The organism is Botrimarina sp., from assembly GCF_040219535.1.
GTDB lineage: Bacteria > Planctomycetota > Planctomycetia > Pirellulales > Lacipirellulaceae > Botrimarina.
This window is the reverse complement of the sequence record NZ_JAVJSH010000019.1, coordinates 1-25,544: the sequence shown is the minus strand read 5'-3', so window position 1 is coordinate 25,544 and position 25,544 is coordinate 1. Positions and strand designations below refer to the sequence as shown.

Sequence of the window (25,544 nt, the reverse complement as noted above, 5' to 3'; positions counted from 1 at the left end):
GGCCGCCAAGCGATGGCGGGCGCTCAACGGCTCCGAACTCCTACCGGACGTGCTCCGAGGGACCCCCTTCCAAGACGGCCTCCCGCTCCAAGAAGCCGCCGCCTGATTCAACCGCCGTACACAACTCTTGACGATATCTCCACCCAACGCGCTACTTCAGATTGAGATGCGTATTATCTCTTTCAGCGCGGCCAACGTTGGAGCATCATGTTCAACGATCGCTACGGCTGCCGCCGAACGCTTTCGCTCGGTCGTATCCAGAAGCGTGCCGCTGAGTCGGCGAAGCTTCGCATCGAGCACCTGGCTGCCGCTCACCTTTCCGGCACGGCGCCCGACGACGAGACTAGCCGCTGGGTAGCCGCGGCGAGCGACAAGCTCGTCGCCAAGCTGGCGGCCGTCGGGCTCGTCCACGAGCGGCCCTCTGCGTTGCTGGGGCCATTCGTTGACGAGTTCCTCCGCCAGCGGAAACGCGATCCGACTTGCCGGCCGAGGACCTACGCGAGCTACGAGGCCCCGTTCAAGCACCTACGCGAGCACTTCGGCGACTCGACGTCTCTGCGGTCGATCACCAAGGCCAGAGCGCGAGACTGGCGAGATACGGTCGCTGAGAAGCGGAAGAAGAACGGGGAACCGTTCGGCGAGAACACGGTTCGCAAGTATGTCACCAAGGTCCGGACGCTCTTCAACGTGGCGGTCGCCGACGAGCTGATTGATCGGAACCCGTTCGCCGGCTTGCCGGCCGCCACGGTTCGTGTGGAGTCTCGTCAGCACTTCGTGACAGACGAAGACGCCAAGAAGGTGCTCAAAGAGTGCCCGTCGGTCGAGTGGCGGCTGGTTTTCGCTCTCTGCCGTTACGGCGGCCTGCGGTGCCCGTCCGAGGTCCTCACGCTCCGCTGGTCCGACGTGCTCTGGGATCAGTCCCGCTTCATCGTCCGCAGCCCAAAGACCGGGACGCGGGTCACGCCGCTCTTCCCCGAGTTGCGGACGGTCCTCGAGGCCGCCCACACGGTCGCGGCGCCCGGCGTGGCGACTCCCGGCGACGGGTACGTGGTCACGCTCACACGCGACTCTTCGGCGAACCTGCGGACCACCATGACGAAGATCGTCACCCGCGCGGGGCTGAAGCCGTGGCCCAAGCTGTTCCAGAACCTCCGGGCGACGCGAGCGACCGAGCTCGCCGATCAGTTCCCCGGCCACGTGGTCTCGGCCTGGCTGGGGCACTCGGAGCGGATCGCCGACCGGCACTATCGCCAGGTGACCGACCAGCACTTCGAGCGCGCGAGCGGCGAGAAAAGCGCTGCGCCAGGCGCTGAGGAGTATGTCTGCACAGCGGTGCAGACCGTCGCGCCCCAGCTGGAAAACGCGGTGTTCTCGGCGCTGGAGGAGCTAGGAGTAGCCCGGGAGGGACTCGAACCCCCGACCAAGGGATTATGAGTCCCCTGCTCTAACCGACTGAGCTACCGGGCCAAGGGTAGCGAAGCGAATGCCGGCAAGTGTTCGCCACGTGCGCTGCCGCGTCAACGGACGGCGTCGCTTCGCCCGGCGCCGGCGGGTCGCTCGGTGGGGCGACTCTCGACGGTCGCTGCTTTCCTGTCTGCCGATCTCTCTTCAGCGTCAGCACGAACCCTCGGGGCGCGGCGCGTTCGCGCGTGTCGATTCTTGGCGAGCCGGTCGTTAGGTGGCAGTCGCCATTTTGTCGCCCGCGCGGGGGCGGCGGCGTGGCCGACGGGGTCTTTGCCCGGTCCGCCGAGCCAAGGCTTTGCCGGCGTGGCGCTAACGGCGGCGGCTCGTCAAGCCACCCGAGCGGGCGGTTGTTGCGGGTCGCGGCGTGTGCTCGTTTCGGAGCCGTCGGCCCGCCGGCGTGGCGGGCCGCGACTTTTGCTGGAGCAGCGGAAAAAGGATTGAGGCATGAAGAGCTTGTTGATCGTGTTCACCCTCGTAGCGGCGACCGCCCACGGCGCGGCGATCGACGAGGTGAACCACTGGCGCCAGAAGAACGGCCTGCCGGCGTTCCGCGAGGTCCCATGGATGACGGAGTTCGCGCAGCGGAAAGCCGAATGGCGCGCCGCTCGGTTGGCCCAGAACGGCCACCAAGGCCCGCCCGTGCCGGCCGGCTGCCGCGAAGGGTGCGGCGAGGCCCGGCCCGAGTGGGGGTGGTTGACCTGCTGTCAGGAAGAGAGCGGGACCTACGCGGGGGCCGGTGTGGCGCTGGGCGCCGATGGCCAGCGCTACATGGTGCTGATCGTGCAAGGCGCGTCGGGCTCGGCGCCGCGGGGGCGGACCATGGGCGGGGGCGGCCGGCTGCGGGTGATCGACACCTCGGCCATGACGCCCAACGCCCCGGTCATGCATCGCCTCCGGCGCTAGCCTTGGCGACGCCTGTGTGCTGGGATTGGGGCTCGGCGTTCGCTATCACTAAGCGAAGCTGAGCCCCACCCCGCCGGCCCCCGAGGAACGCTGGGATGAGCAACCACACGCCCGGCTACTACGTGCGCCGCGCTCTGCAAGAACTGGGCTTCGAGGCGGCGACCACGCTGCCGGACGCCGACGACCGCCCCACCCCGATGGAAGCCTGCGCGGCGACCCGTGGGAAGATCGAGCCGTTCCTCACCGGCGAAAAGAAACTCGTCGTCAGCGACGACGGCACTTTCTATGTCGAGTAGCGGCGTCGAGTAGCGGCCGCGCGACGATCCGACCGAGCGGCGGCCTTCACGGGCTCGGTTTCGCGAAGCCGTTCGCCCGCAGCCAACCCTCCAGGACCGTCGGCCACTGGGCCACCGAGCCTTCATTGGCCCACATGCCGTAACCGTGCCCGCCTGTCTGGTACAGGTGCATCTCGACCGGCACGTTGTGGCGGCGGCAGGCCTCGAAGAACCGCACCGCGTTGGCCACCGGCACGCTCTGGTCGTCGACGCTGTGGATCAACAGCGTGGGGGGCGTCTGGGGATCGACTTGCTCGTCGGCGCACATGCCGGCGATCAGCTGCTCGTCGTCGGTGTCGCCGAGCAGGTTGCGGCGCGAACCGCCGTGCGAGACCTCCCACCGCATCGAGATCACCGGGTAAACGAGGATCGCGAAGTCGGGCCGCGCGGACACGCTCGCTAGCGGGTCGTCGACGCCCGCCAGCGGGGCGCCGTCGTGCGTGGCGGTCGTAGCCGCCAGGTGGCCGCCCGCCGAGAAGCCCATCACGCCGACGCGGTCTGCCTGGATCCCGAAGTCGCTCGCCCGGTCCCGCAAGAGCCGCACGGCGCGTTGCGCGTCGGCCAGCGGCGCGGGGTGCCGGCGCTGGGGGGCGCCGCAGCGGTAGGGGGTGACCAGCGCGGCGACGCCCCGCTCGGCCAGCCACCGGCCGACGAAGTGCCCCTCCTTGTCGATGGCCTGCCCCGAGTAGCCGCCGCCGGGGAAGACCACGACCGCCGCGCCGGTCGCGTTGGAGTCGTCGGGCCGGTAGAGCGTGGCCACCGGGTCGGTCACGCCGTGCAGCCAGCGGTCGGGCCGCTGGCCCTCGCTGCGTCCATCGTAGACCGCGTCCTCGATCGAGCCGGCGACGCTCGCGGCCCCATCCCACAAGCGGATTTCTTGAGAAGTGACCTCGGCCAAAGCGGCGCGAGCCGTCAGGCCGAGCGTGAGCAACGTGAGGAACTTTGCCGTCATGATGGTGTCGGTCTCTAAGCGGTGTCTGTTTCTAGTCGCTGCGCTCCGAAGTCCGCCACACGCCGACGACCGCCGGGGGGTACGGGCGGACGTCCCAGCCGTCGTCGTGCCGCGACTGCTTGACCCGCCCGGGCAGCCGCTCGAAGTCGAACCGCTCGTCCGCCTCGACAACGACGATGCTCCCCGGCGGCGCGTGGTCGATCAACGCCCCCACGAGCGTGAGCATCTGCTCTTCCCGCTCGACGAAGAAAGCGTACGGCGGCGACACGAACACGAGCCAGGGAGGGGCCGGTCCGGCGGCGGCCACCGGGCCGGGCGCCCACGCGCCGGTCGTCAGGTCGCGCTCGACCCACACGAACGCGCTGGTGATCAGCAGCTCGGAGCGGTCCTCGACCCTCAACGAAGCGATGTTATGCCGCACGACATCGGCCGTGGGCACGTGCCGCTCGATGAAAGTCGCGCTGGCCGCGCCGCGGCTGATCGCTTCTAACCCCAGCGCGCCGGTGCCGGCGAACACGTCGATGGCGTGTTTGCCCTCGGCCTCGGGACCGACCAGGTTGAAGATCGCCTCGCGGACGCGGTGCTTCATCGGCCGCGTGACGAGCTGGCCCGCGCCGGCGCCGGTCGTCTGCCGATGCGGCTCGCTGAGGAGCTTCGTGCCGCGGAAACTCCCCCCGACGATCCGGAGATCGCCGGGGCCCTCGGCGTCGGCGCCGGTCGGCGGGGTGTGTCGTCGCTTCGCCACGCGGCGTGTCCCTCGGTTTCCTGGCGGGCGTCAGGGCCGTATGTTACTCGGGTTAAGCACAGCCCGCGAGCCGCGGGGGTGGGCGGGGCGCCGTGCCGCGGCCCTCAAAAAGCAGCCCCCCCGGACGATATCGCAAGCCGCGAAAAGAGGTTGCCGAGAGAGATGGTCAAGTTCGCCGCCCGAATCGGACTGTGCTTGGTGCTGGCTGCCCTTTGCCGCAGCGGCCCAGCGCAGCCGACCGCCGACGCCCCGAGCCCGAACCCGGCCGCGAACCCCGAAAAGAACGACGCCCGCCGTGCGTACGAGGCCGCGCTCGAGGCGTACCGCGACCAGATGCGTCGCATCGAACAGCTCTACACCCGGTACCAGACGGCCGACGAGTCCGAGCAAGAAGAGATCAACGAGCGGCTCAAGCCGCTGGTCGCCGAAGCGAAACAAAAGGTAAACACCATGGTCGACGCCGCCCTCGAGGCATTCCAAGCCGCCCCGATGCAGGACCCGGAAGTGGCCAACCTGCTGCTGTCGGTGGCGGAACACCGGGTCGTCGGCCAGGGGAAGGGCGGCGGCGGAGACCAGTACGAGGCGGCCCTGCCGATCCTCGAGGCGCTGGTCGACGCACAGCACGAGCAGGCCGTGCTCCCGATGTGGGGCGTGCTCGCGGCCGTCGCGACGAACCAATTCGACAAGGCCGACAAGTTCGCCAAGCTGGCCATCCAGCGCGGCGCCGTGCAGGCCGATCCGGGTGAATCCTCCGAAGCGAAGGACACGTTCGCCCTGGCGTTCCGCTACCTGCAGGAAAAAGACCGCTTCCGCGAGCGTTGGGAAAAAGAAAAGGCTATCCGCGACAAAGAAGCCAAGGCCGACGACCTGCCGCGCGTCCGCCTGAAGCTGTCCGCGGGCGAGGTCGTGATCGAGCTGTTCGAAGACCAAGCGCCGATCGCGACCGCCAACTTCCTGTCGCTAGTGAAGAGCGGCTTTTACGACGGTGTGAAGTTCCACCGCGTGATCCCCCGCTTCATGGCTCAAGGGGGCGACCCGACGGGAACCGGCTCTGGCGGGCCCGGCTACGCGATCCGCTGCGAGGTCGACGCCCCTGACGCCCGCGACCACTTCCGCGGCACGCTCAGCATGGCCCACGCGGGCCGCGACACGGGCGGGTCGCAGTTCTTCCTGTGCTTCGTTCCGACCGACCACCTGGACGGCGCCCACACGGCGTTCGGGCGGGTGGTTGAAGGGGTCGAAGTGCTCGGCGAGATCCAAGTCGTCGAGCCCCAAAGCGGCGGCCCGCAGCCGGACCGGATCCTCGAGGCCGAAGTGATCCGCGATCGTGGTCACGAGTACGACTTCCAGAAGCTGCCGGGCCGCTGAGGCGCCCTGCGGCAGATCCTCGCCCATCGAGCTGGCGGGCCCTATCCGAGGGCTTGCTTATCGTTTCGCGCTCGCCGAGGACCGCGAAGGCGGTCTGTGTCGATCCGTAAGTCCTTGCGGTGTCGATTGTTACGATTCTGCGTGGGCTATAATTGCGCGGGCTGGTTGACGATCAGCCACCGAACTGCGTACCCTCACTTTGCTCTAGCCAATGCTGTGGGCTAGATCTATTGGCAAAGATAATCGGCGCCCGGGCATGCAGCTTAAATCCCTCAAAGTCTTCTGCGACATCGTCCGGCTCGGCAGCTTCTCCAAAGCGGCCGAGCTCAACGGCGTGTCGCAGCCCAGCGCCAGTCAGCTGGTGCACGGCTTGGAGGAGCGGCTCGGCGTGCCGCTGATCGATCGCTCGCGGCGGCCGTTCGTTGTCACGCCAGAAGGCAAGCTGTACTACGACGGCTGCGTCGACGTCGTGCGTCGCTACGACGAGCTGGAACGCCTGGTGCGACAGCAGCACGAGTCGCCCTCCGGCCGACTACGCGTCGCGGCGATCTACTCGGTCGGCCTCGGGCAGATGCACCGGGTCGTCGAAGAGTTCCGCGGCGAGTTCCCGGGCGTCGACCTGCGGGTGGACTACACGCACCCGGACCAGGTCCGCTCGGCCGTGCTGGCTGGCGAAGCGGACCTCGGCGTGATGAGCTTCCCGGAGGCCGACAAGCAGCTGGCGGTCACCCACTGGCGCGACGAGCCGTTCGCCATCGCCGTGACGCCGTCGCACCCGCTGGCGGGATACGAGCGTGCGCCCTTCGACCGGCTGCAGGGGCAGCCGCTGGTGATGGTCAAGGCCGGATTGCGGGTACGCGACGAGGTCGACCGGTGGCTCGCCACCCACCACGTGACCGCGCCGGTCGCCGCCGAGTTCGACAACCTCGAGTCGGTCAAGCGGGCGATCGAGGTGGGCGAGGGCATCGGCTTGCTGCCGACCCCGACGTTCGCCGTCGAGACGCTCGCCGGCACGCTGGTGCGTGTCGAGCTGATGGGCGAAGCGGGCGAGGTAGACACCTTCGTGCGTCCCCTGGGCGTGGTCCACCGGCGGAGCGAAGACCTGTCGGCGCCCGCGCAGCGCTTCCTCGCACTGCTCAAACGCCACGCAAACGACCCGCCCGCTCTGCTGCCCAAAGCCGTCGCGACCGCGTGAGCCGCGCCCGCCGACGAGCGACCTCCTCCCAAATCAAGCAAGACCCACCGCCGAACCCCCGGCGGGATCTCTTTACCCAGCTACCGCGATGCCACGGACCCAACCGCTCCTCCACCTGCCGGCCGCGCAGGGCCTGTACGACCCCTCGCAAGAGCGCGACGCGTGCGGCGTGGGCTTCATCGCCCACGTCAAGGGCCGAGCCAGCCACCAGATCGTCGTCGACTCCGAGGACCTGCTCCGCCGCATGGACCACCGCGGCGCGTGCGGGTGCGAGGAGAACACCGGCGACGGCGCGGGCATCCTCACCGCGTTGCCCGACCGCTTCCTGCGGTCGGCCATCAAGGAAGACCTCGGCGTCGACCTGCCCGAGGCCGGCCGCTTCGCCGTGGGCAACGTGTTCCTGCCCAAGGACAAATCGCAGCGCGAGAAGTGCAAGGCCGAGGTCGCCCGGATCGTGGCCGAGGAAGGCCAGCGCCTGGTCGGCTGGCGCGCGCTGCCCGTGAAGCCGGAGCTGGCGAACCTCGGCCCCACCGCCCGCGACGCCGAGCCGGTCATCGAGCAGCTCGTCATCCTGGCGGCCGACGGCTGCGAGGGGGAGGCCTTCGAGCGCAAGGTCTACATGATCCGCAAGCGCGCGAGCAACCTGCTCCGCCGCGACGCGTCGATGACCCAGGCCAAGCTGTTCTACATCTGCTCGCTCAGCACGAAGGTGATCATCTACAAGGGCATGCTCACCACCGAGCAGCTCTACAAGTACTACCCGGACCTGAAGGACCCGACCTTCGAGAGCCACCTGGCGATGGTGCACTCGCGCTTCGCCACCAACACGTTCCCCAGTTGGGACCGCGCGCAGCCGCTGCGGTTCATGAGCCACAACGGCGAGATCAACACCGTCAAGGGCAACGCGAACTGGATGCTCGCGCGGCAGGGCGTGCTGAAGAGCGGCCTGTTCGGCGGCGACCTCAAGAAGCTCTTCCCGATCGTCGAGCCCGACTGCAGCGACTCCGGCACGTTCGACAACGCGCTGGAGTTCCTCCTGATGACCGGCCGCAGCCTGCAGGGCGCGGTGATGATGATGGTCCCCGAGGCGTGGCAGAACCACGCCACGATGAGCGAGACCAAACGCGCGTTCTACGAGTACCACTCCGCGCTGATGGAGCCCTGGGACGGGCCGGCCTCGATCGCGTTCACCGACGGCAAGTACATCGGCGCGGTGCTCGACCGCAACGGCCTGCGGCCCAGCCGCTACTACCTCACGCACGACGACCGCGTGATCATGGCCAGCGAGGTCGGCGTGGTCGACGTGGCGCCAGAGAACGTCAAGGCCAAGGGCCGCCTGCAGCCCGGCCGCATGTTCCTGGTCGACTTCGAGCGGGGCCGGCTGATCCCCGACGAGGAGCTCAAGGAAGACTTCGCGCAGCGCCAGCCCTACGGCGACTGGCTCACTCGCCAGCGGATCGACCTGAACGACCTGCACCCCGAGAGCGAGCCCCACGGCTTCCGCCCCAAGTCGCTGCTGAAGCGCATGCAGGCGTTCGGCTTCACCGTCGAGACGATGAGCTTCATGCTGCTGCCGCTGGTGCACGTGCAGAAGGACCCGATCGGCTCAATGGGCAACGACAGCTGCCTCGCGGTGCTCTCGGACAAGCCGCGGATGCTGTACGACTACTTCAAGCAGCTCTTCGCGCAGGTCACCAACCCGGCGATCGACTCGATCCGGGAAGAGGTGATCATGTCGCTCGAGTGCTACATCGGACCGGAGAAGAACCTCCTCGAACCGACCGAGGAGCACGCGCACCGCCTGCGCGTGCCGCACCCGATCCTCTCCAACGAGCAGCTCGCCGCGATCAAGCACATCGAGCGGGGCGACGGCGTGCGCGGCTGGCGCACCGAGACCATCGACATCACGTGGCCCCGCGAGGAGGGCGCCGAGGGCCTCCGCCCCGCGCTCGAGCGGGTCTGCCGGCAGGCCGAGCAGGCCGTCGACGACGGCGCCGCGCTGGTCGTGCTCTCCGACCGGAAGATCGGCGCCGAGCGTGTGCCGATGAGCGCGCTGCTCGCGGTCGGCGCCGTCCACCACCACCTGGTCCGCACCAACAAGCGCACGCGCGTCGGCCTGGTCGTCGAGACCGGCGAGGCGCGCGAGGTCCACCACCACTGCCTGCTGGTCGGCTACGGCGCCGACGCGATCAACCCCTACCTCGCGTTCGAGGCCCTCTGGAAGGCGCGCCGCGATGGCCTCATCGAGGGGGTCGAGGAGCAGATCGACCCCGACGAGTCGGGCGAGGGCACGAACCACCCCGCCATCGAGGCGACCGCCGACGGCGAGGCCTTCGACCCGGTCACCGCGGCCGACCACGAGCTCGTCCGCAAGTACCGCACCGGCGTGGCCAAGGGCATGCTCAAGGTCATGGCCAAGATGGGCATCTCCACGCTGCAGAGCTACAAGGGCGCGCAGATCTTCGAGGCCCTCGGCCTCCGCGACGAGGTGATCGACCTCTGCTTCGCCGGCACCGCCAGCCGCGTGCAGGGCGTCGGCTTCGAAGTGCTCGCCGAGGAGTCGCTCCGCCGGCACAAGCTGGGCTACCCCGACGCCGGCGCCAAGTCGCTGACCATCCTCCCCAACCCGGGCGAGTACCACTGGCGCGCCGAGGGCGAACGCCACATGTGGGACCCCAAGAGCATCGCCGACATCCAGGTCGCCGCCCGCGCGGGCGACAAGAACGCCTACCGCCGCTTCGCCGAGCACGTCAACCACGACAGCCGCACCCGCTGCCAGCTCCGCGGCTTGCTCGAGCTCAAGCCGGGCGCGAACGGCGGGCCGATCCCGATCGACGAGGTCGAGCCCACCAAGGAGATCGTCAAGCGCTTCTGCACCGGCGCCATGTCGTTCGGCTCGATCTCGGCCGAGGCCCACGAGACCCTCGCCATCGCCATGAACCGCCTGGGCGGGAAGAGCAACACCGGCGAGGGGGGCGAGGACCCCGCGCGCTGGACGCCCGACCCGAACGGCGACTCGCGCCGGTCGGCGATCAAGCAGGTCGCCTCGGGGCGGTTCGGCGTCACGATCAGCTACCTGACCAACGCCGACGAGATCCAGATCAAGATCTCCCAGGGCGCCAAGCCGGGCGAGGGGGGCGAGCTCCCCGGCCGCAAGGTCGACGAGAACATCGCCCGCATCCGCTACAGCACGCCCGGCGTGGGCCTGATCAGCCCGCCGCCGCACCACGACATCTACTCGATCGAGGACCTCGCGCAGCTGATCTACGACCTGAAGAACGCCAACCGCGCCGCGCGCGTCAGCGTGAAGCTGGTCTCCGAGGTCGGCGTGGGCACGATCGCCGCGGGGGTGGTGAAGGGCCACGCGGACCACGTGCTGATCTCCGGCGACGGCGGCGGCACGGGCGCGTCGCCGCTGACGAGCATCAAGCACGCGGGCCTGCCGTGGGAGATCGGCATCGCCGAGACCCACCAGACCCTGATGGCCAACGACCTGCGCAGCCGCGTGGTGCTGCAGACCGACGGCGGCCTGAAGACCGGCCGCGACGTCGTGATCGCCGCGCTGCTGGGCGCCGAGGAGTTCGGCTTCTCGACCGCGCCGCTGATCACGCTGGGGTGCATCATGATGCGCAAGTGCCACCTGAACACCTGCCCGGTCGGCGTGGCCACGCAGGACCCCGAGCTGCGGAAGATGTTCCGCGGCAAGCCGGAGCACGTGGTCAACTACCTGTTCATGGTCGCCGAAGAGGCCCGCGAGCTGATGGCCGAGCTCGGGTTCCGCACGATCGACGAGATGGTCGGCCGCCTCGACGCGCTCAACCCCAACCGCGCGATCGCCCACTGGAAGGCCGACGGCCTCGACCTCACAAGGCTCCTCTCGCCCGGCCCACGGCCCTACGAGAACGCCGGCGCGTACTGCACGCGGGCGCAGGACCACCAGCTCGAGAAGACGCTCGACCTGCGGCGCCTGGTGGAGCTGGCGCGACCGGCGCTCGACTCGGGCAAGGCGGTCTCGGCCGAGCTGCCGATCGTCAACACCGACCGCACCGTGGGCACGATCCTCAGCAACGAGATCGCCAAGCGGTACGGCGAGGAAGGCCTGCCCGACGGCACGGTCCACTTCAAGTTCACCGGCCACGCCGGCCAGAGCTTCGGCGCGTTCCTGGCCCACGGCGTGACGCTCGAGCTGGAGGGCGACTCGAACGACTACGTGGGCAAGGGCCTCTCCGGCGGGCGGGTGATCGTCTACCCGCCGAGGAACTCGACCTTCAAGGCCGAGGAGCAGATCCTCGTGGGCAACGTGTGCCTGTACGGCGCCACCCGCGGCGAGGCCTTCTTCCGCGGCCGCGCGGCCGAGCGGTTCTGCGTCCGCAACTCGGGCGCGCAGGCGGTGATCGAGGGCGTGGGGGACCACGGCTGCGAGTACATGACCGGCGGCCGCGTGGTGATCCTCGGCCCCACGGGCCGCAACTTCGCCGCGGGCATGTCCGGCGGCGTGGCCTACGTGTGGGCGCCCGACCGCGACGCGTTCCGCCTGGCGTGCAACCTGGGCATGGTCGAGCTGGAGGACCTGGTCGACGAGGACGACGTGCAGGAGGTCAAGGAGCTCGTCGCGAAGCACGCCGACCTGACCGGCAGCCCCGTCGCCGCCGACGTGCTCGACCGCTGGGACGACGTGCAGGCCGAGTTCGTCAAGGTCATGCCGACCGACTACAAACGCGTCCTGGAAGAAAGAAGAGCCACGGAGGCCCAACCGGCGGTGGTCTAGGAGGTTCACGCAAAGCCGCGAAGGCGCAAAGGAGGCGCTCCGATCGTCGTCTGTTTGGCAGGGCTTTTCAGATGAGGGAGAACGAGGTCGCCAAGGCGATTGTCGACGCGTCATACAAGATTCATACCCAACTCGGCCCGGGGCTCTTGGAGTCGGTGTACGAGGTCGTTTTGGCTCACGAACTCCGCCAGCGAGGGTTCGAAGTGAGGCGCCAGGTTCCTGTGTCGATTTCCTACGAGGGGCTTCGGTTTGACGAAGGTTATCGGCTGGACCTGCTAGTGGACGAGTGCGTCGTTGTCGAGCTGAAGTTCGTAGAGGAGTTGAGCGGGGTGCACAAGAAACAGCTCCTTACCTACCTAAAACTCGCCGACAAACGCCTCGGCTTGCTCGTCAACTTCAACACGGAGCTCATCAAAGATGGGATCTGCCGCGTCGTGAACGGGCTCCCTCAGTGATCAGCGAGACGCGTCGAGCTTTGCGCCTCTGCGCCTTTGCGTGAGACCTCAAGAACAAACAGTAAAATGGGAAAACCGACCGGATTCAAAGAGTACGACCGCCAGCCCGTCGCTTACCGCGACCCGCTCGAGCGCGCCAGTGACTACCTCGAGATCTTCGGCGCGCCCGACGTGGGCCAGCTGCAGACCCAGGGCGCGCGGTGCATGGATTGCGGCGTGCCCTTCTGCCAGTCGGACACCGGCTGCCCGATCGACAACCTCATCCCCGAGTGGAACGACCTGGTCTACCAGGACCGCTGGCGCGACGCGCTCGACCGGCTCCACAAGACCAACAACTTCCCCGAGTTCACCGGCCGCGCGTGCCCCGCGCCTTGCGAGGGCGCCTGCGTGCTCGGGATCACCAGCCCGCCGGTCACGATCAAGAACATCGAGAACGCGATCATCGACCGCGGCTGGGAAGAGGGCTGGGTCCTCCCCGAGCCGCCCGAGTTCGAGACCGGCCGCAAGGTGGCGATCGTCGGCTCCGGCCCGGCCGGCCTCACGGCCGCCCAGCAGCTCCGCCGCGCGGGACACGCGGTCACCGTGTACGAGCGGGCCGACCGCGTCGGCGGCCTCTGCATGTACGGCATCCCCAACATGAAGCTCGACAAGGGCGCCGTCGAGCGGCGCGTCGACCAGATGCGCGAGGAGGGCGTCGTGTTCGTTACCGGCGCCCACGTGGGCCGCGAGGAAGAGTTCGAGCCGGGGCACATGACCGCCATCATGAAGGAGCGGCAGGTCCCGCTGAAGTTCATCGACCCGAAGGACCTCGTCGAGGAGTTCGACGCGGTGCTGATCGCGACCGGCGCCACCCGCCCGTTTGACCCGACCGCGGGCGCGCCGGGACGCGAGCTGGAGGGGGTCCACTTCGCGATGGACTTCCTCACACGCAACACGAAGAGCCTGCTCGACTCGAAGCTCGGCGACAAGGCGTACCTGTCGGCCGAGGGGCTCGACGTGGTCGTCATCGGCGGCGGCGACACCGGCGCGGACTGCATCGGCACCTCGCTGCGGCACGGCGCCAAGGGCATCGTGAACCTCGAGGTCGTGCCCCAGCCGCCGCAGGAGCGCCGCGAGAACAACCCCTGGCCCCAGTGGCCGCAGGTCTACCGCATCGACTACTCGCACGCCGAGATGATCGCCAAACAAGGCGAGGACCCGCGCAAGTACCAGACCCTGCTCAAGGAGTACGTCGGCAAGGGCGGCAAGCTCACCGGCGTGAAGACCGTCGAGATCGACTGGTCCCGGCCCGTCGAGGGCGGCGCGCCGTTCACCGAGGTGGCCGGCAGCGAGAAGACCTGGCCGTGCGACCTCGCGCTGCTATCGACCGGCTTCGTTGGGCCCGAGCTGTCGCTCGTCGAGATGCTCGGCCTCGAGACCCAGGCCCCCCGCGGCAACTGGAAAACGATCGCCGCGGAGCACGGCAAGTTCGCCACCAGCGTCGAAGGGGTGTTCGCCGCGGGCGACTGCCGCCGCGGCCAGTCGCTGGTCGTGTGGGCGATCAACGAGGGCCGCGGCGCGGCCCGCGCTATCGACGAGTACCTGATGGGCTTCACCTCGCTCCCCGCGCCGGGCCTCAACCTGCCGCAGCAATACGTGTGAGCGACTCGCCCGGCCGCGTGACTCGCTTCTACCCCCCCTCTCGTCTGCTAGGACTCCCTGCCGTGATCCGACCGACCGCCCCGCTCCTGACGCTGTTAGCCGCGGCGTCTGTCTGTATGGCTCAGCAAACCGCCACGACCGTGCGCCCCCAACTCGCGACGACCCCCGTGCCCCGCACGAGCCCCGACGCCGATTGGTGGCCCCCGCGGCACGACGCGAAGCTCGCCGAGCGCGACAAGTGGCTCGAGTCGGACAAGCCGCTGCGGCTGGTGTTCCTCGGCGACTCGATCACGCACAGCTGGGAGAACAACGAGACCGCCAAGCAGATCTGGCAAGAGCGCTACGCCCCCTACGGCGCGATGAACCTCGGCTACTCCGGCGACCGGACCGAGCACGTGCTGTGGCGCCTGGGCGCCGGACCCGCGGGCGAAGAGAACAACGAGCTGAAGGGCCTCTCGCCCGAGGTGGTCGTGTTGATGATCGGCACCAACAACACCGGCCACCGCCAGGACCCGCCGGAGGCCACCGCCGAGGGCATCGAGGCGATCGTCACCCGGCTGCACGAGATCAGCCCCCAGACCCACGTGCTGCTGCTGGGCGTGTTCCCGCGGGGCGTGGAGCCCGACGACCCGCTCCGGCAGATCAACACGGCGATCAACGACCAGATCGCCGCGCTCGGCGAGCGCGACGGGGTGACCTACGTCGACATCGGCGCCGCTTTCCTCGACGACTCGGGCGTGCTCTCCCCCGAAATCATGCCCGACGCGCTGCACCCCAACGACAAGGGTTACGAGCTGTGGGCCGACGCCATCGCCCAGCACCTGCGGCTGCTACTGGGCGGCTGAGGCGGGCGCCCGGGCCGCCTGTTTCTCACCGAGCTGTGCGGCTCCGCCGAAGGAGCGCCGCCGCGGCACAGAGCAGCAGCGCCGCGGACGCCGGCTCGGGCACGGCTTGGGACGCGGACCTGGCTTGCAGGGTCTCGCCGTAAGCCGCAGCCCAGGTGGCGCGCTGCGCGGCGCCGATCGGGCCGCCGTCGGCGTCGTTGGGCAGGGCGCCGTCGGCGGCGCCGAAGCGGTCGCGCCAGACCGTGTAGTCGGCCGCGTCGACTAGGCCGTCGGCGTTGTAGTCGCCGGGCAGCTCCGCGATTCCCGCGCCGGCGAGCACCGCGGACCTGACGACCTCAGCGGCGAGGGCGTCGTAGCTGTAGGGCGGGTCGAAAACGTTGTCGCTGCCCGGGTCGTCCGCGTCGGAGTTCTCCAACAGGTTGCCCACCGCTTCGATGCGCCCCACGCCGGCGGAGTTCTGGTACTTCTCCCACGCGTCGTCGATGTTCTCGAAGTGGTTGTTCTCGATCAGGAGCTCCGCGCCGACGGCCGATCGCACCGCGTAGTTGTTCCCCGGCGAGTTGAAGTAGTTGTTGAACACGTGCACGTCGCCGTACCGGACGCGCGGCATCCGCTCGCGCACGAATTCGCCCCAGTGGTTGTTGTGCAGCGTCACGTTGAGCCGCCCGATGTCTTCGGTCGCGCTGTCGCTGTTGCCGATCAGCATCGCGAAGCGATGGTTGGTGTTCACCGACTGCGCGTAAGGCTGCGTGTAGTAGAACTTGTTCCACGAGACCGTCACGTAGTCCGACGCCCGCGCGATGTCGAGCAGGCCGTCGGGCGCGTCGAAGATGTTGTTGTGGTCGAACCAGACGTTGTTGCTCTCCTTGATGGTGACGGCGTCCCCCTCGCCGAAGTCGCCCGGGTTGGAGATCGAAAGGTTGCGCACGATCACGTTGCTGACGCCGCTCAGCCGCAGGCTGCCGGTCACGGCGCCGGTCGCTCCTATGCCGGAGATCGTCTTGTTCGACTTGACCCGAACGTCGCCGATGTCGAGCGCCCCTTCGACGCGGATGACGAGCGGCCCCTCTTGCTCGGCGTAGCTCTTGAACTCCGCGCCGGTGGTCGCCGTCACGGTGGGTCCGCCGGCGCCGCCCGTGGTCCCGCCGTTGAGCGAAGCGAAGCCCACCGGGCCGGCGATCGCGGGGCAAGCGGCGAAAGCCATGAAGACGAAACCAGCCTCAGCGACCAAACGCTCCGCGCGGCGTAGCCGCACGGCCAATGAAGAAGTGGACAAGCTTTAGGACTCCGGGATCACATCAGACGTCCGCACACAGGGCGGACCCACCCAACCAGCGTCCAGGCTAACCAGCGATGGCCCGTTCCGCCCCGGTTTTGCGTTTTAAGGCCGCAGGAGTGCGTTTGAAGGGCGATTCCCTTGCCCCAAGCCGGACAGCGGCGAACGCTAACGACGCTATCGGCTTGGATCGAAGTCCGTAGCTGGGCGGAGTTGGCCCCACGCCCGGGAGGCCGTTACGGCGCCCTTGCGAGTCCTCAGCACTCGGGGCAAATGGGCGAGTTGCAAAGCTCTCGGCCATCCGCTCGCGACAACGGGGCCGCGCGCGGGTTAATCGCCCGACGAAGCCGGCAACAGCTCCTGGACGATCGCCGCCATCGCCCGCATGCCGGTCCGCAACGCGGGCTCGGGGTCGGGGTAGTACTTCGAGCTGTGCATCGAGGGGGGCGTCTCGCCGGCGGCCTCCCAGGCTTCGAGCCGCCCCGGCGCAATCGTGCCCAGGCGGAACATGCAGATCGGCACGCCCGCCTTGCCGTAGCGGCTGAAGTCCTCGCCCCCCATCATCGGCTCGGCCCGCTCGACCTGCCCGTCGCCGAGCTCGGCCTTGAGCGTGTCGGTCACCCGCGCGGTGAGGCCCGGGTCGTTGTACAGCGACGGCGTGCCCTCGCTGTACTCGACCGTCGGCTCCGGCGCGCGGGCGCTCTGGGCCGCGGCGGCCGCCTTGCGGCGGATCGCCTCGGCGACTTGCTTGCGGACCTCGTCGGAGTACGTGCGAACGGTGAGCTGCAAGCGGCACTCGTCGCCGATGATGTTGTGCTTCGTGCCGCCGTGGATCGAACCCACCGTGACCACGGCCGGCTCGGTCGGCTTGATCTCGCGCGCGACGATCGTCTGCAAGTCCATCACCAGCGACGCGGCGATCACGATCGGGTCGGCCGTCGTGTGGGGCGCCGCGCCGTGCCCGCCGCGGCCACGCACGATGATGTCGACCGAGTCGACGTTCGCGCCGAAGTACCCCGGGCAGGTGCTCACCTTGCCGACCTCCAGGTCGTTCGCCGCGTGCAACGCGACCGCGTAGTCCGGCCGCGGGAAGCGGGCGAAGAGCCCGTCGGCGAGCATCGCCTCGGCGCCGGCGCCGAGCTCCTCGGCCGGCTGCGCGATCAGCACGAGCGTCCCGCTCCAGAAGCCGCGGTTCTCGGCCAATAGCCGCGCCGTTCCGACGAGGTTCGACATGTGGATGTCGTGCCCGCACGCGTGCATCACGCCGACCGTGGCGCCTCGCTTGTCGGTCGTGAAGACCTTCGACGCGTACTCGAGGCCCGTCTGCTCGACGACCGGCAACGCGTCCAAGTCGGTGCGGAGCATCAGCGTCGGGCCGTCGCCGTTCCCCAGGACCGCCACCACGCCCGTGCCACCCACGCCGCGGGTGACCGCGTACCCCGCCCGCTCCCAAGCGTCCGCCAGCCGCGCGGCGGTCTCTTCCTCCATCAGCGACAGCTCGGGCGCGGCGTGCAGCTCTTTGTAGAGCTCCACGACCGACTTGGCGTTCTCGTCGATCCACTGGTCGACGCTGCCAGCACAGAGCGGAGCGGAGCTAAGCAGCAGCGCGAGTAGGGCTTTGGAGTGCATACAGGGGTGTCCGCGGTAGGGGGGACAAAGCCGAGCCGCGACCGTTAGGGAGCGTCCGATTGGGCCGCTGCCCGCGATGGGCGCTCCCCCACGGTCGCGGCTCGGCGATGCGATCTGGTAGAAACGGTCTCGTCAAATATGGCCCATGCCTCGGGCCAAGCCAACTCGTTCCCGTGCGACGCTCGCCCTACGCCCGATGACTTCCCGAGTCGTTCTCTGCTTGCTGTGTGGTTCCCTGATCCTCAACACGGGGGCTCGGGCACAAGCTCCCGAGCGCGGCCCCGGGGAGTACCTGGGCCGACCGACCGCCCAAACGATGCACTACCTGGGCGCGCCGTGGCTGGTGCGGGAATCGCGCGACCGCGAGGAGGAGCCCGCCAAGCTCATCCGGTCGCTCGACCTGGAGCGAGGCCAAACCGTTTGCGACCTGGGCTGCGGCAACGGCTTCTATGCGCTGCGGCTGGCGCGCGAGGTCGCGCCGGGCGGGCGGGTGCTGGCGGTTGATATCCAGCCGGAGATGCTCGAGCTGCTCGCAGAACGCGCCGACGCCCGCTCGGTCGACAACGTCCGGACGATCCTCGGCGGCGTGACGGACCCGGGGCTCCCTGAAGGAGCGATCGACCTGGTGCTGCTGGTCGACGTCTACCACGAGTTCTCTCACCCCGAGCAGATGCTCGGCGAGATCCGCGACAGCTTAAAGCCCCGCGGCCGCGTCGCGCTGGTCGAGTTCCGCGCCGAGGACCCCGCCGTGCCGATCAAGCCGCTGCACAAGATGACCCAAGCGCAGTGCCTTCGGGAGTTCGGAGCGAACGGCTTCAAGCTGGTCGGGCAGTACGACGCTCTGCCGTGGCAGCACGTGCTGTTCTTCGCCCGCGACGACTCACCGCTCGCCGCGGCGCCGCTGCGGCCATGGGCGCCGGACGCGTCGGGCGAGCCATGAGCCCGGCCGCTAGCCTCGGCCCGGCCGCCGGCCGCCGGGGGTAAGGCCGCGCCGCTGAAAGCCCACGGCGGGCGTGCTTGCGGAGCGGTGGTTTGCTCATCCGGGCGGGGTCGATCAAACTGCAGGGCTGCCTCGCCGCCTCTCCCCCAACTGCACCAGCCGCCCCCGGACGGGCCCCCCGCATGTCGCAGCACAAACGCATCCTCGTGACCGGCGGCGCCGGCTTCCTCGGCAGCCACCTGTGCGAGCGGCTGGTCGACCAAGGGCACGACGTCATCTGCGTCGACAACTTCTTCACGTCGCAGAAGACCAACGTCACCCACCTGCTCGACCGCGCGAACTTCGAGCTGATCCGGCACGACATCACCCACCCGCTCTACCTCGAGGTCGACGAGGTCTACAACCTCGCTTGCCCCGCCGCCCCGGGCCACTACCAGTACAACCCGATCAAGACGATGAAGACCTCGGTCATGGGGTCGATCAACCTGCTCGGGATGGCCAAGCGGTGCCGCGCGAAGATCCTCCAAGCCAGCACCAGCGAGGTCTACGGCGACCCGGAGGTCCACCCGCAGCCCGAGAGCTACCGGGGCAGCGAGAACACGCTCGGCCCCCGCGCCTGCTACGACGAGGGCAAGCGCGCCGCCGAGACGCTCTTCATGGACTACCACCGCGCGAACGGCGTCAACGTCCGCATCGTGCGGATCTTCAACACCTACGGCCCCCGCATGCACCCGTTCGACGGGAGGGTCGTGTCGAACTTCATCCGCCAGGCGCTGGACGGGGTCGACATCACCGTGTTCGGCGACGGCTCGCAGACGCGCTCCTTCTGCTACCGCGACGACCTGGTCGAGGGGATCATCCGGATGATGAACGGCCCCGACGAGTTCGTCGGCCCGGTCAACATCGGCAACCCGGGCGAGTTCACCATCCTCGAGCTGGCTCAAAAAGTCATCGCGATGACCGGCAGCAAGTCGAAGGTCGTCCACAAGCCGCTGCCCGCCGACGACCCGACCCAGCGGCAGCCGGACATCACGCTGGCGCGGGAGAAGCTCGGCTGGGCGCCGGAGGTGAAGCTCGACGAGGGCCTCGCCAAGACCATCGAGTGGTTCAAGTCGGTCGACTTCGCGGACTTCCGCGCCCCCACGCCGAACTACTGACGGTCGGAACGAGCAGCGATACCGGTGTGGGAGGCTTCTCCAGAAGCCGACGACGCGCCGCGGGCTGGCACGGCTAGGAAGCCGCGATCGGGCCAAACGCTGTTGAGCCGAAGGCGCTAGCCTCGGGCCGAACGCCGAACCGGCGTCCGCTGCGTTTCACCCCGCACGCGGGTGCGCGCGGTCGTACGCCTCGCGGAGGCTGCGGTCGCTCACGTGGGTGTAGACCTGCGTGGTCGCCAGGCTGGAGTGGCCGAGCAGCTCTTGCACGCTGCGGATGTCGGCGCCCCGGTCGAGCAGGTGCGTGGCGAAGCTGTGCCGCAGCGTGTGCGGCGAGGTCCGCGGGTCGAGCCCCGCGGCGGCCAGGTGCTTCTCGAGCAGCCGCGCGACGCTGCGCGTGGTGAGGCGGCGGCCGAACCGGTTGGTGAAGACCGGCGTCGCCTCGCCGGCCCGCGCGTCGGGCGCGACGTTCCGCTTGGCCAGCCACGCGCGCAGCGCGTCGGCCGCGTACGACCCGATCGGCGACAGCCGCTCCTTGCGGCCCTTGCCGCGCACGTGCAGCAGCCCTTGCTCGAGGTCGAGGTCGCCGTCGTTGGCGCCGACCAGCTCGCTCACCCGGAGGCCGGCCGAGTAGAGGGTCTCGAGGATCGCGCGGTCGCGGAGGCCTTGGGCCGTGCCGGCCGGCGGGGCCGACAGCAGCCGCGCGACCTCGTCGGCAGACAGGTAGTGCGGCAGCTTCTTCGACTTCCGCGGGTTGCGGAGCGCCTCGGCCGGGTTGTTCGCGACCCAGCCCTCGCGCCGCGCGAAGCGGAAGAACGACCGCACGGCGGCCATCCGCCGCGCGACCGAGCTCTTCGCGTAACCGGCCTCGGCCAGGGCCGCCGTGTAGCCCCGCAGGTCCGAGACAGTGACCGCCCCGAGGGCGGGGGTGCGGCCGTCGTCGTCGGCCAGGTAATCGGCCAGCGCGGTGAGGTCCTCCCGGTAGGCCTTCACCGTGTGCGGCGACGCGTCGCGCTCGCGTTGCAGGCGGCGCAGGAATTGACCTATTTCGCGACGCATCGGATCGAACCGGGCGCTGGCTTTGAGTGACGCCGAGCCGCGACCGTGAGGGAGCGACCAACGCGGCCGGCGATCCAGTAGGAACGCTCCCTTACGGGGTCGCGGCTCGGTTGACGCCGATTCCTCAACGGGCCGTCAGTCCTTCGGCGCCGGCGACCGCGCGCCGATGCGATCGCTCAGCAGCTCGCGGCCCTGGGCCTCGGTGCGGATACGCTTGCTCAGCACCGCGGCGTCGTACCAGGTGAAGCTCAGCTCGGGGTTGCTCGCCGCGCGGCCGAGCGCACGCAGCGCGTCGGATTGCTGCGAGTCCTCGTAGAGGAACAGGTAGCGTTCTTTGCCTTTGACGAGGGCCAGGACGTTGACGTCTTGATTCACGGGTGGGTCGCCTCCGTGCGGCGCGTGGGCGGGAGCGGCGGGGGGGGGAAGGGGGTCGGCGGCGAGGCGCCCGATCGGCGCGCCGCCCGATCCGTGGGGGGCTGTCGCCGAGAGCGTCGCTGTCGCCGGCGCGCCGTGGCGCCGCGACAAAGCACTCGCTGCCGAGGGGTCTATCGGCTGGCGGACCAACGGTGCACCACTCGTGTTTCCCCGCCGCCGCCGCGCGCCGAGAGCATCTCCGCCAGGTGCAGGTGGCAGCAGAAGCGGACGAAGTCGTTGCTGCGCGACAGGTAAGATTGCCAGCCACCGAACCGCGCGTCGTCCCTGAAACCGACATAACTGGCAAGCGCGGCGGTGAAGTCCGGGTCGGTCGCCCGGAAGACCCGCGTGTGCGTCATAACCGGACCGTCGGAGGCCTCGGCCACGGGGCGCACGGGGCTCGGCCCCGGCGGGGTGAAGCCCCGCGCGTCGGGCCAGCCTGGCGGGGTGAGCGCGGCTGCGTCGGTCGCAGCGGCCGCGACCGTCGCGCGGTCTGTGTCGGCGGCGGGGGCCTGGTGCGCGGCCCCGCGGAGCGCGTTGCCGCCGCGCTGGGCGCCGGCGCCGTCGCGTAGCGGGTTGGCCGATGGCGGCGCCGGCAGTGGCTCGGCTGGCGGCTCGGCAGACGGCTGGGCCGGCGGCTGGGTCGCGTCGTCGTCGAACAGGTCGTCGCCGGCAGGGTGGGGCGGCTCTTGCAGCGGCGCCGGCTCGCGGAGCGGACGCAGCTCGCTCTGCATCGGCGCGCCGGGCGGCGCCACGAGCGGCTCTTGCGTGGCCATCTGCGCGCGGGCCAGCTCCATCTCTGCCTCGTAGACCAGGCGGTCCGGGATGTACTCCTCGTCGGGCGTTCCCCAGGGGAGGCCGTAGCCGGCCGGGATCGGGTGGTAGCCGGGGTTGGCCGCGTACCACTCCACACGCAGGCCGCAACGCGGAGGGTAGTACTCGTCGTAGTCGGTGATCGCGCCGATCACGACCGCGTCGACCCCCAACGCCCGCGCCAACACACGGGCTTGCTCGACCGCCTTGTCCGGCGGGTCGAAGGTGATGCCGTACTGGCGCATCGCGGTCTCGACCGCGGCGACCGGCACGACCTCAAAGCCGGGGATCGCTTGCAGCTCGGCGAAGTACGCCAGCGCGACCTCGCGGCCGTCGACGGTCGCTTCGGCGCTCTGGTTGAAGAACGGCACGACCGCCACCCGCGACAGCTGCGGGAACGGGTTGTGGATGACCGGCTGGAAAGCGGCCTCGGGCAGCAGCACGTGGCAGCCGCTCAGACAGAGCGCAAGCGGCGCGAGGGCTAGCCAGACGGGTCTTGGGGGGCCGGATCGCATCGAGCAGCCGCTTGGGGCGCCAGCAGGCCCCCCTGCTAGCACGGCGCGTCGCGACGCGCCGTTGTCTGGTGGTATCGGGCCGCGTGGCTTGCTTCTTCAGCAAAATCAGAGGAATCGCGCACGGTGGCTGCCCTCGCCGCCGATGGCTAATTCCCGAACGGCGATCCGCCGGCTCAGCGATAATCGGCCGGTTTTGGCTGTGCGGAAGTCGGGCGGTTTCGTGACACCTGGACCGCGCGTAACGCTTCGACAAACCGTTTAGCCGCAAGGGTTTAGGGTCGTTTTTGACGTCGATTAGTGTGACAACGCCGTTTCGGCCGTGTCGCGTTTGTCTCGTTTCGTTTTTCGCCTGACGGTGGCTCTTTCCAGGGGTCGCTCACACCAGGCCGTCGAGCCGGCCGAGTCCCAGCGGCTCGCGGCTCGCGATCGGCTCGCCGTATGCCGTGCCGATCGCCTTGCCCCAGTAGGCCGCTTCGTCGCGTACGCGGTCGAGAAACATGGGGGGCGCGGTCGGGCGGCCGGTGACGAACTGGCTTTGGTAGCAAGCGATCGACGCGGCCTTCTGCTCCCACACGTCGGAGATGTCCACGACAAACGCCGGCTGCGGCGCGAGCTTCAGGTGCACGCAGTAGTAGTAGAACACCCGCGACGGGTGGTGCGGCTCGCCGGCTAGCGGGGCCTGGCCTAGTTGGTCGGTCTTGGTGAGCTTCGCCCAGAACCGGGCTTCTTCCACCAGCCGCGTTGCGGCCGTGTGATCGGGGTGGGCGTCGTCCCAGTAGGGGGCGAAGAGCCACTGGGGCCGCGTGCGGCGGATCACCTCCGCGACGAGCGCGCGGTTGGCGAGCGACGCCTCGAGCGAACGGTTCGGCAAGCCGAGGTGCTCCCGCCAGGCGAGGCCGAGCACCTGGGTCGCGGCGGCGGTCTCTCGTTGGCGGGTCTCGACCGAGCCGTGCGGCGTCGGTTCGCCGGAGGTCAGGTCGAGCACGCCGACCCGCTTGCCCTGCTGCTGGAGCTTGAGAATGGTCCCCGCCACGCCGAGCTCGGCGTCGTCGGGGTGCGGGGCGACGACCAGGACGTCGAGCATGAGGTGGGGGAGGGAAGGCGGAATGCGGAATGCGGAATGCGGATTGGGGATTGCAGCGGCGGCTGGCGTCTGTTCAGCCCTGGGACACGGAGCGCTACGGACCTAACCTATCGCCACGACCCCACCAGGCGCCCCCCCTCCTGGAAATCCCCGATCCCCAATCCGCAATCCCAACTCCGCACTTCTAAATCCCTCGTCCCTCACGAATCCCGATGCTGCAACAACTCCGTGACCACGCTCGTGAGACCGCCTTGCTGGCCTCGATCGAGGGCCTCCTGGGCTGGGACGAGCAGGTCTATTTGCCCCCGGCGGGCGGCGCTTGGCGGGCCGAGCAGTTGGCCTACCTGGCTGGCCAGATCCACCGCCGACGCACCGCGCCGCAGCTCGGAGAGTGGCTGGCCGAGCTGCGCGAGTCGGACGCCGCGGCCGACCCCCAGAGCGACGTCGGCTGCTGCGTCGCGCAGCTGACGCGCCGGTACGAGCGCGAGACCAAGCTGCCGGCCGAACTGGTCGAAGAGGTGGCCCGGGTCGCGAGCCAGTCGCACCACGCGTGGGTCGAGGCGCGCACCGCGAACGACTTCGCTGGCTTCCGGCCGTGGCTCGAGCGGACGCTCGACCTGCAGCGCCGCCGCGCCGAGGCCTTCGGCTACGAGCACTCGCCGTACGACGCGTTGCTCGACGAGTACGAGCCCGGCGCGACGGCCGACGGGGTCGGCCGCGTGCTGGGGTCGCTGCGCGAGGAGCTGGCGCCGCTGGTGCGGCAGATCGTCGACAGCCGCGTGGTCGCGCCGAGCGAGCTGCTGGCCCGCAGCTTCCCGGTCGACCGCCAGGAGGAGTTCGGCAAGCTGGCGGCCGCGGCGATCGGGTTCGACTTCGCGTCGGGCCGGCTCGACGTGACCGCCCACCCGTTCTGCGGCGAGGCCGGACCGGCCGACGTGCGCCTGACGACGCGCTACCAGGAGCACGACTTCGGCGACGGCTTCTACAGCATCCTGCACGAGGCGGGCCACGGCCTGTACGAGCAGGGCCTGCCCGACGAGTGGTACGGCCTGCCGCCGGGCGAGTCGATCTCGCTGGGGATCCACGAGTCGCAGTCGCGCATGTGGGAGAACCTCGTGGGCCGCAGCCGCGGCTTCTGGCGCCGCTTCTTCGCCCCGTGCCAAGGGGTCTTCCACGAGGCGCTGGCCGATGTCGAGCTCGACGACTGGTGCTTCGCGGTGAACGCGTCGCGGCCGTCGCTGATCCGCACCGAGAGCGACGAAGCCACCTACAACCTGCACATCATCGTGCGCTACGAACTCGAGCGGGCGATGATCGAAGGCGACCTCGCCGTGGCCGACCTGCCCGGCGCGTGGAACGAGGCCTACGCGGCGACCGTCGGGGTGACCCCGCCGAACGACTCGGACGGCTGCTTGCAAGACGTGCACTGGCCGAGCGGCGCCTTCGGGTACTTCCCGACCTACTCGCTCGGCAACCTGTACGCGGCCCAGTTCTTCGACCAGGCCGAGGCCGACCTCGGCGACCTCGAAGCGATGTTCGCCGCCGGCGAGTTCTCGCCGCTGCTGGGTTGGCTCCGAGAGCACATCCACTCGGTCGGCCAGCGCGTCACCGCGAGCGAACTGGTGCAGCGGGTGACCGGCCAACCGCTGTCGCACGAGCCCCTGATGCGGCGGCTGAGGGCGAAGTTCGGCGAGCTGTACGGCTTTGCGTGAACACCCGCCCCAGGCCGCCGGTCGGAAAGGGAACGAGGACCACGCCGACCGGGACTGGCGGCTCGGTCGCTAAGGCTTAAACTACGCGTACGCAACCACTTGGAACCTGTAGCTCAGTCGGTAGAGCAACGGACTTTGTACTTGTTTACCGCCCGTCATCCCACGAGCGTTAGCGGGGTGACGGTGCGTCGGGCGTTGGCGAGCCAGCCGACCGGGTCGATCGCTTGTTGGGCGAGGGTGACCAGCACGGTGGCGAGGGTCGCCTGGGCGGCGGCGC

At 69.4% G+C, this 25,544-nt stretch carries 21 protein-coding genes and 1 tRNA gene; 12 read left to right on the top strand and 10 right to left on the bottom strand.

Annotated features, from left to right (window positions below; translation table 11 throughout):
* Positions 1 to 156: 156 nt before the first annotated feature.
* Positions 157 to 411, bottom strand: a complete 255-nt coding sequence (locus RIC11_RS10190; RefSeq protein WP_350210878.1) for a hypothetical protein — start codon at positions 409 to 411, stop codon at positions 157 to 159.
* Positions 412 to 426: 15 nt separating this feature from the next.
* Between RIC11_RS10190 and RIC11_RS10185 the strand changes: the two genes are divergently transcribed.
* Entirely contained in the window at positions 427 to 1,434 is a 1,008-nt protein-coding gene (locus RIC11_RS10185; RefSeq protein ID WP_350210880.1) for a tyrosine-type recombinase/integrase, read from the top strand.
* Here RIC11_RS10185 and RIC11_RS10180 read toward each other — a convergent pair.
* Positions 1,394 to 1,467, bottom strand: a tRNA-Ile gene (locus RIC11_RS10180). The two genes, RIC11_RS10185 and RIC11_RS10180, sit on opposite strands and share 41 nt — an antisense overlap.
* Before the next feature lie 441 nt (positions 1,468 to 1,908).
* Between RIC11_RS10180 and RIC11_RS10175 the strand changes: the two genes are divergently transcribed.
* Together RIC11_RS10175 and RIC11_RS10170 are read left to right on the top strand one after the other, a co-directional pair.
* Entirely contained in the window at positions 1,909 to 2,367 is a 459-nt protein-coding gene (locus RIC11_RS10175; RefSeq protein WP_350210877.1) for a hypothetical protein, read from the top strand.
* A 95-nt stretch (positions 2,368 to 2,462) separates the two neighbouring features.
* A complete protein-coding gene (locus RIC11_RS10170; RefSeq protein WP_350210875.1) occupies positions 2,463 to 2,663 on the top strand; it encodes a hypothetical protein in 201 nt (66 codons plus the stop codon).
* Between the two features lie 46 nt (positions 2,664 to 2,709).
* On the opposite strand, the gene RIC11_RS10165 is transcribed toward RIC11_RS10170, so the two are convergent.
* A complete protein-coding gene (locus RIC11_RS10165; protein ID WP_350210873.1) occupies positions 2,710 to 3,654 on the bottom strand; it encodes an alpha/beta hydrolase in 945 nt (314 codons plus the stop codon).
* Positions 3,655 to 3,685: 31 nt separating this feature from the next.
* Positions 3,686 to 4,399, bottom strand: coding sequence for an RsmD family RNA methyltransferase (locus RIC11_RS10160; protein ID WP_350210871.1), 714 nt, complete (start codon positions 4,397 to 4,399; stop codon positions 3,686 to 3,688).
* A 198-nt stretch (positions 4,400 to 4,597) separates the two neighbouring features.
* Here RIC11_RS10160 and RIC11_RS10155 point away from each other — a divergent pair, with 198 nt between their 5' ends.
* The 6 genes from RIC11_RS10155 to RIC11_RS10130 all read left to right on the top strand — a co-directional run bounded on the left by RIC11_RS10155 (position 4,598) and on the right by RIC11_RS10130 (position 14,671).
* On the top strand, positions 4,598 to 5,767 hold the full coding sequence (locus RIC11_RS10155) for a peptidylprolyl isomerase (RefSeq protein WP_350210869.1): 1,170 nt from the start codon (positions 4,598 to 4,600) through the stop codon (positions 5,765 to 5,767).
* A gap of 256 nt (positions 5,768 to 6,023) precedes the next feature.
* Positions 6,024 to 6,962, top strand: coding sequence for a LysR family transcriptional regulator (locus RIC11_RS10150; RefSeq protein WP_350210867.1), 939 nt, complete (start codon positions 6,024 to 6,026; stop codon positions 6,960 to 6,962).
* A gap of 88 nt (positions 6,963 to 7,050) precedes the next feature.
* Positions 7,051 to 11,730 (top strand): glutamate synthase-related protein, encoded by a 4,680-nt coding sequence (locus RIC11_RS10145; protein WP_350210865.1) that lies wholly within the window; start codon positions 7,051 to 7,053, stop codon positions 11,728 to 11,730.
* A gap of 71 nt (positions 11,731 to 11,801) precedes the next feature.
* The gene (locus tag RIC11_RS10140; protein ID WP_350210863.1) at positions 11,802 to 12,185 is read left to right on the top strand and encodes a GxxExxY protein; all 384 of its coding nucleotides are present in this window, start codon (positions 11,802 to 11,804) and stop codon (positions 12,183 to 12,185) included.
* A 66-nt stretch (positions 12,186 to 12,251) separates the two neighbouring features.
* Entirely contained in the window at positions 12,252 to 13,826 is a 1,575-nt protein-coding gene (locus tag RIC11_RS10135; RefSeq protein WP_350210861.1) for a glutamate synthase subunit beta, read from the top strand.
* Between the two features lie 116 nt (positions 13,827 to 13,942).
* Positions 13,943 to 14,671 carry a GDSL-type esterase/lipase family protein gene (locus tag RIC11_RS10130; protein ID WP_350210859.1) on the top strand — a complete coding sequence of 243 codons (729 nt, stop codon included), beginning with the start codon at positions 13,943 to 13,945 and terminating at the stop codon, positions 14,669 to 14,671.
* 25 nt (positions 14,672 to 14,696) lie between these two features.
* Here RIC11_RS10130 and RIC11_RS10125 read toward each other — a convergent pair whose 3' ends face one another.
* Positions 14,697 to 15,947 (bottom strand): pectate lyase family protein, encoded by a 1,251-nt coding sequence (locus RIC11_RS10125; protein ID WP_350210857.1) that lies wholly within the window; start codon positions 15,945 to 15,947, stop codon positions 14,697 to 14,699.
* A 330-nt stretch (positions 15,948 to 16,277) separates the two neighbouring features.
* Positions 16,278 to 17,576, bottom strand: coding sequence for an amidohydrolase (locus tag RIC11_RS10120; RefSeq protein WP_350210855.1), 1,299 nt, complete (start codon positions 17,574 to 17,576; stop codon positions 16,278 to 16,280).
* A gap of 316 nt (positions 17,577 to 17,892) precedes the next feature.
* Between RIC11_RS10120 and RIC11_RS10115 the strand changes: the two genes are divergently transcribed.
* Positions 17,893 to 18,516: a class I SAM-dependent methyltransferase gene (locus tag RIC11_RS10115; protein WP_350210853.1), complete on the top strand. Its 624-nt coding sequence runs from the start codon at positions 17,893 to 17,895 to the stop codon at positions 18,514 to 18,516.
* A gap of 182 nt (positions 18,517 to 18,698) precedes the next feature.
* Complete coding sequence (locus RIC11_RS10110; protein WP_350210851.1) at positions 18,699 to 19,673, top strand: UDP-glucuronic acid decarboxylase family protein; 975 nt, start codon at positions 18,699 to 18,701, stop codon at positions 19,671 to 19,673.
* 156 nt (positions 19,674 to 19,829) lie between these two features.
* On the opposite strand, the gene xerC is transcribed toward RIC11_RS10110, so the two are convergent.
* The 4 genes from xerC to bshB1 all read right to left on the bottom strand — a co-directional run bounded on the left by xerC (position 19,830) and on the right by bshB1 (position 23,555).
* Positions 19,830 to 20,729, bottom strand: coding sequence for a tyrosine recombinase XerC (gene xerC, locus RIC11_RS10105; protein ID WP_350210849.1), 900 nt, complete (start codon positions 20,727 to 20,729; stop codon positions 19,830 to 19,832).
* 135 nt (positions 20,730 to 20,864) lie between these two features.
* On the bottom strand, positions 20,865 to 21,104 hold the full coding sequence (locus RIC11_RS10100; protein WP_350210847.1) for a hypothetical protein: 240 nt from the start codon (positions 21,102 to 21,104) through the stop codon (positions 20,865 to 20,867).
* Positions 21,105 to 21,274: 170 nt separating this feature from the next.
* Positions 21,275 to 22,471, bottom strand: coding sequence for a hypothetical protein (locus tag RIC11_RS10095; RefSeq protein WP_350210845.1), 1,197 nt, complete (start codon positions 22,469 to 22,471; stop codon positions 21,275 to 21,277).
* A 376-nt stretch (positions 22,472 to 22,847) separates the two neighbouring features.
* Complete coding sequence (gene bshB1, locus RIC11_RS10090) at positions 22,848 to 23,555, bottom strand: bacillithiol biosynthesis deacetylase BshB1 (RefSeq protein WP_350210843.1); 708 nt, start codon at positions 23,553 to 23,555, stop codon at positions 22,848 to 22,850.
* 212 nt (positions 23,556 to 23,767) lie between these two features.
* Between bshB1 and RIC11_RS10085 the strand changes: the two genes are divergently transcribed.
* On the top strand, positions 23,768 to 25,267 hold the full coding sequence (locus RIC11_RS10085; protein WP_350210841.1) for a carboxypeptidase M32: 1,500 nt from the start codon (positions 23,768 to 23,770) through the stop codon (positions 25,265 to 25,267).
* Positions 25,268 to 25,544 lie beyond the last annotated feature (277 nt).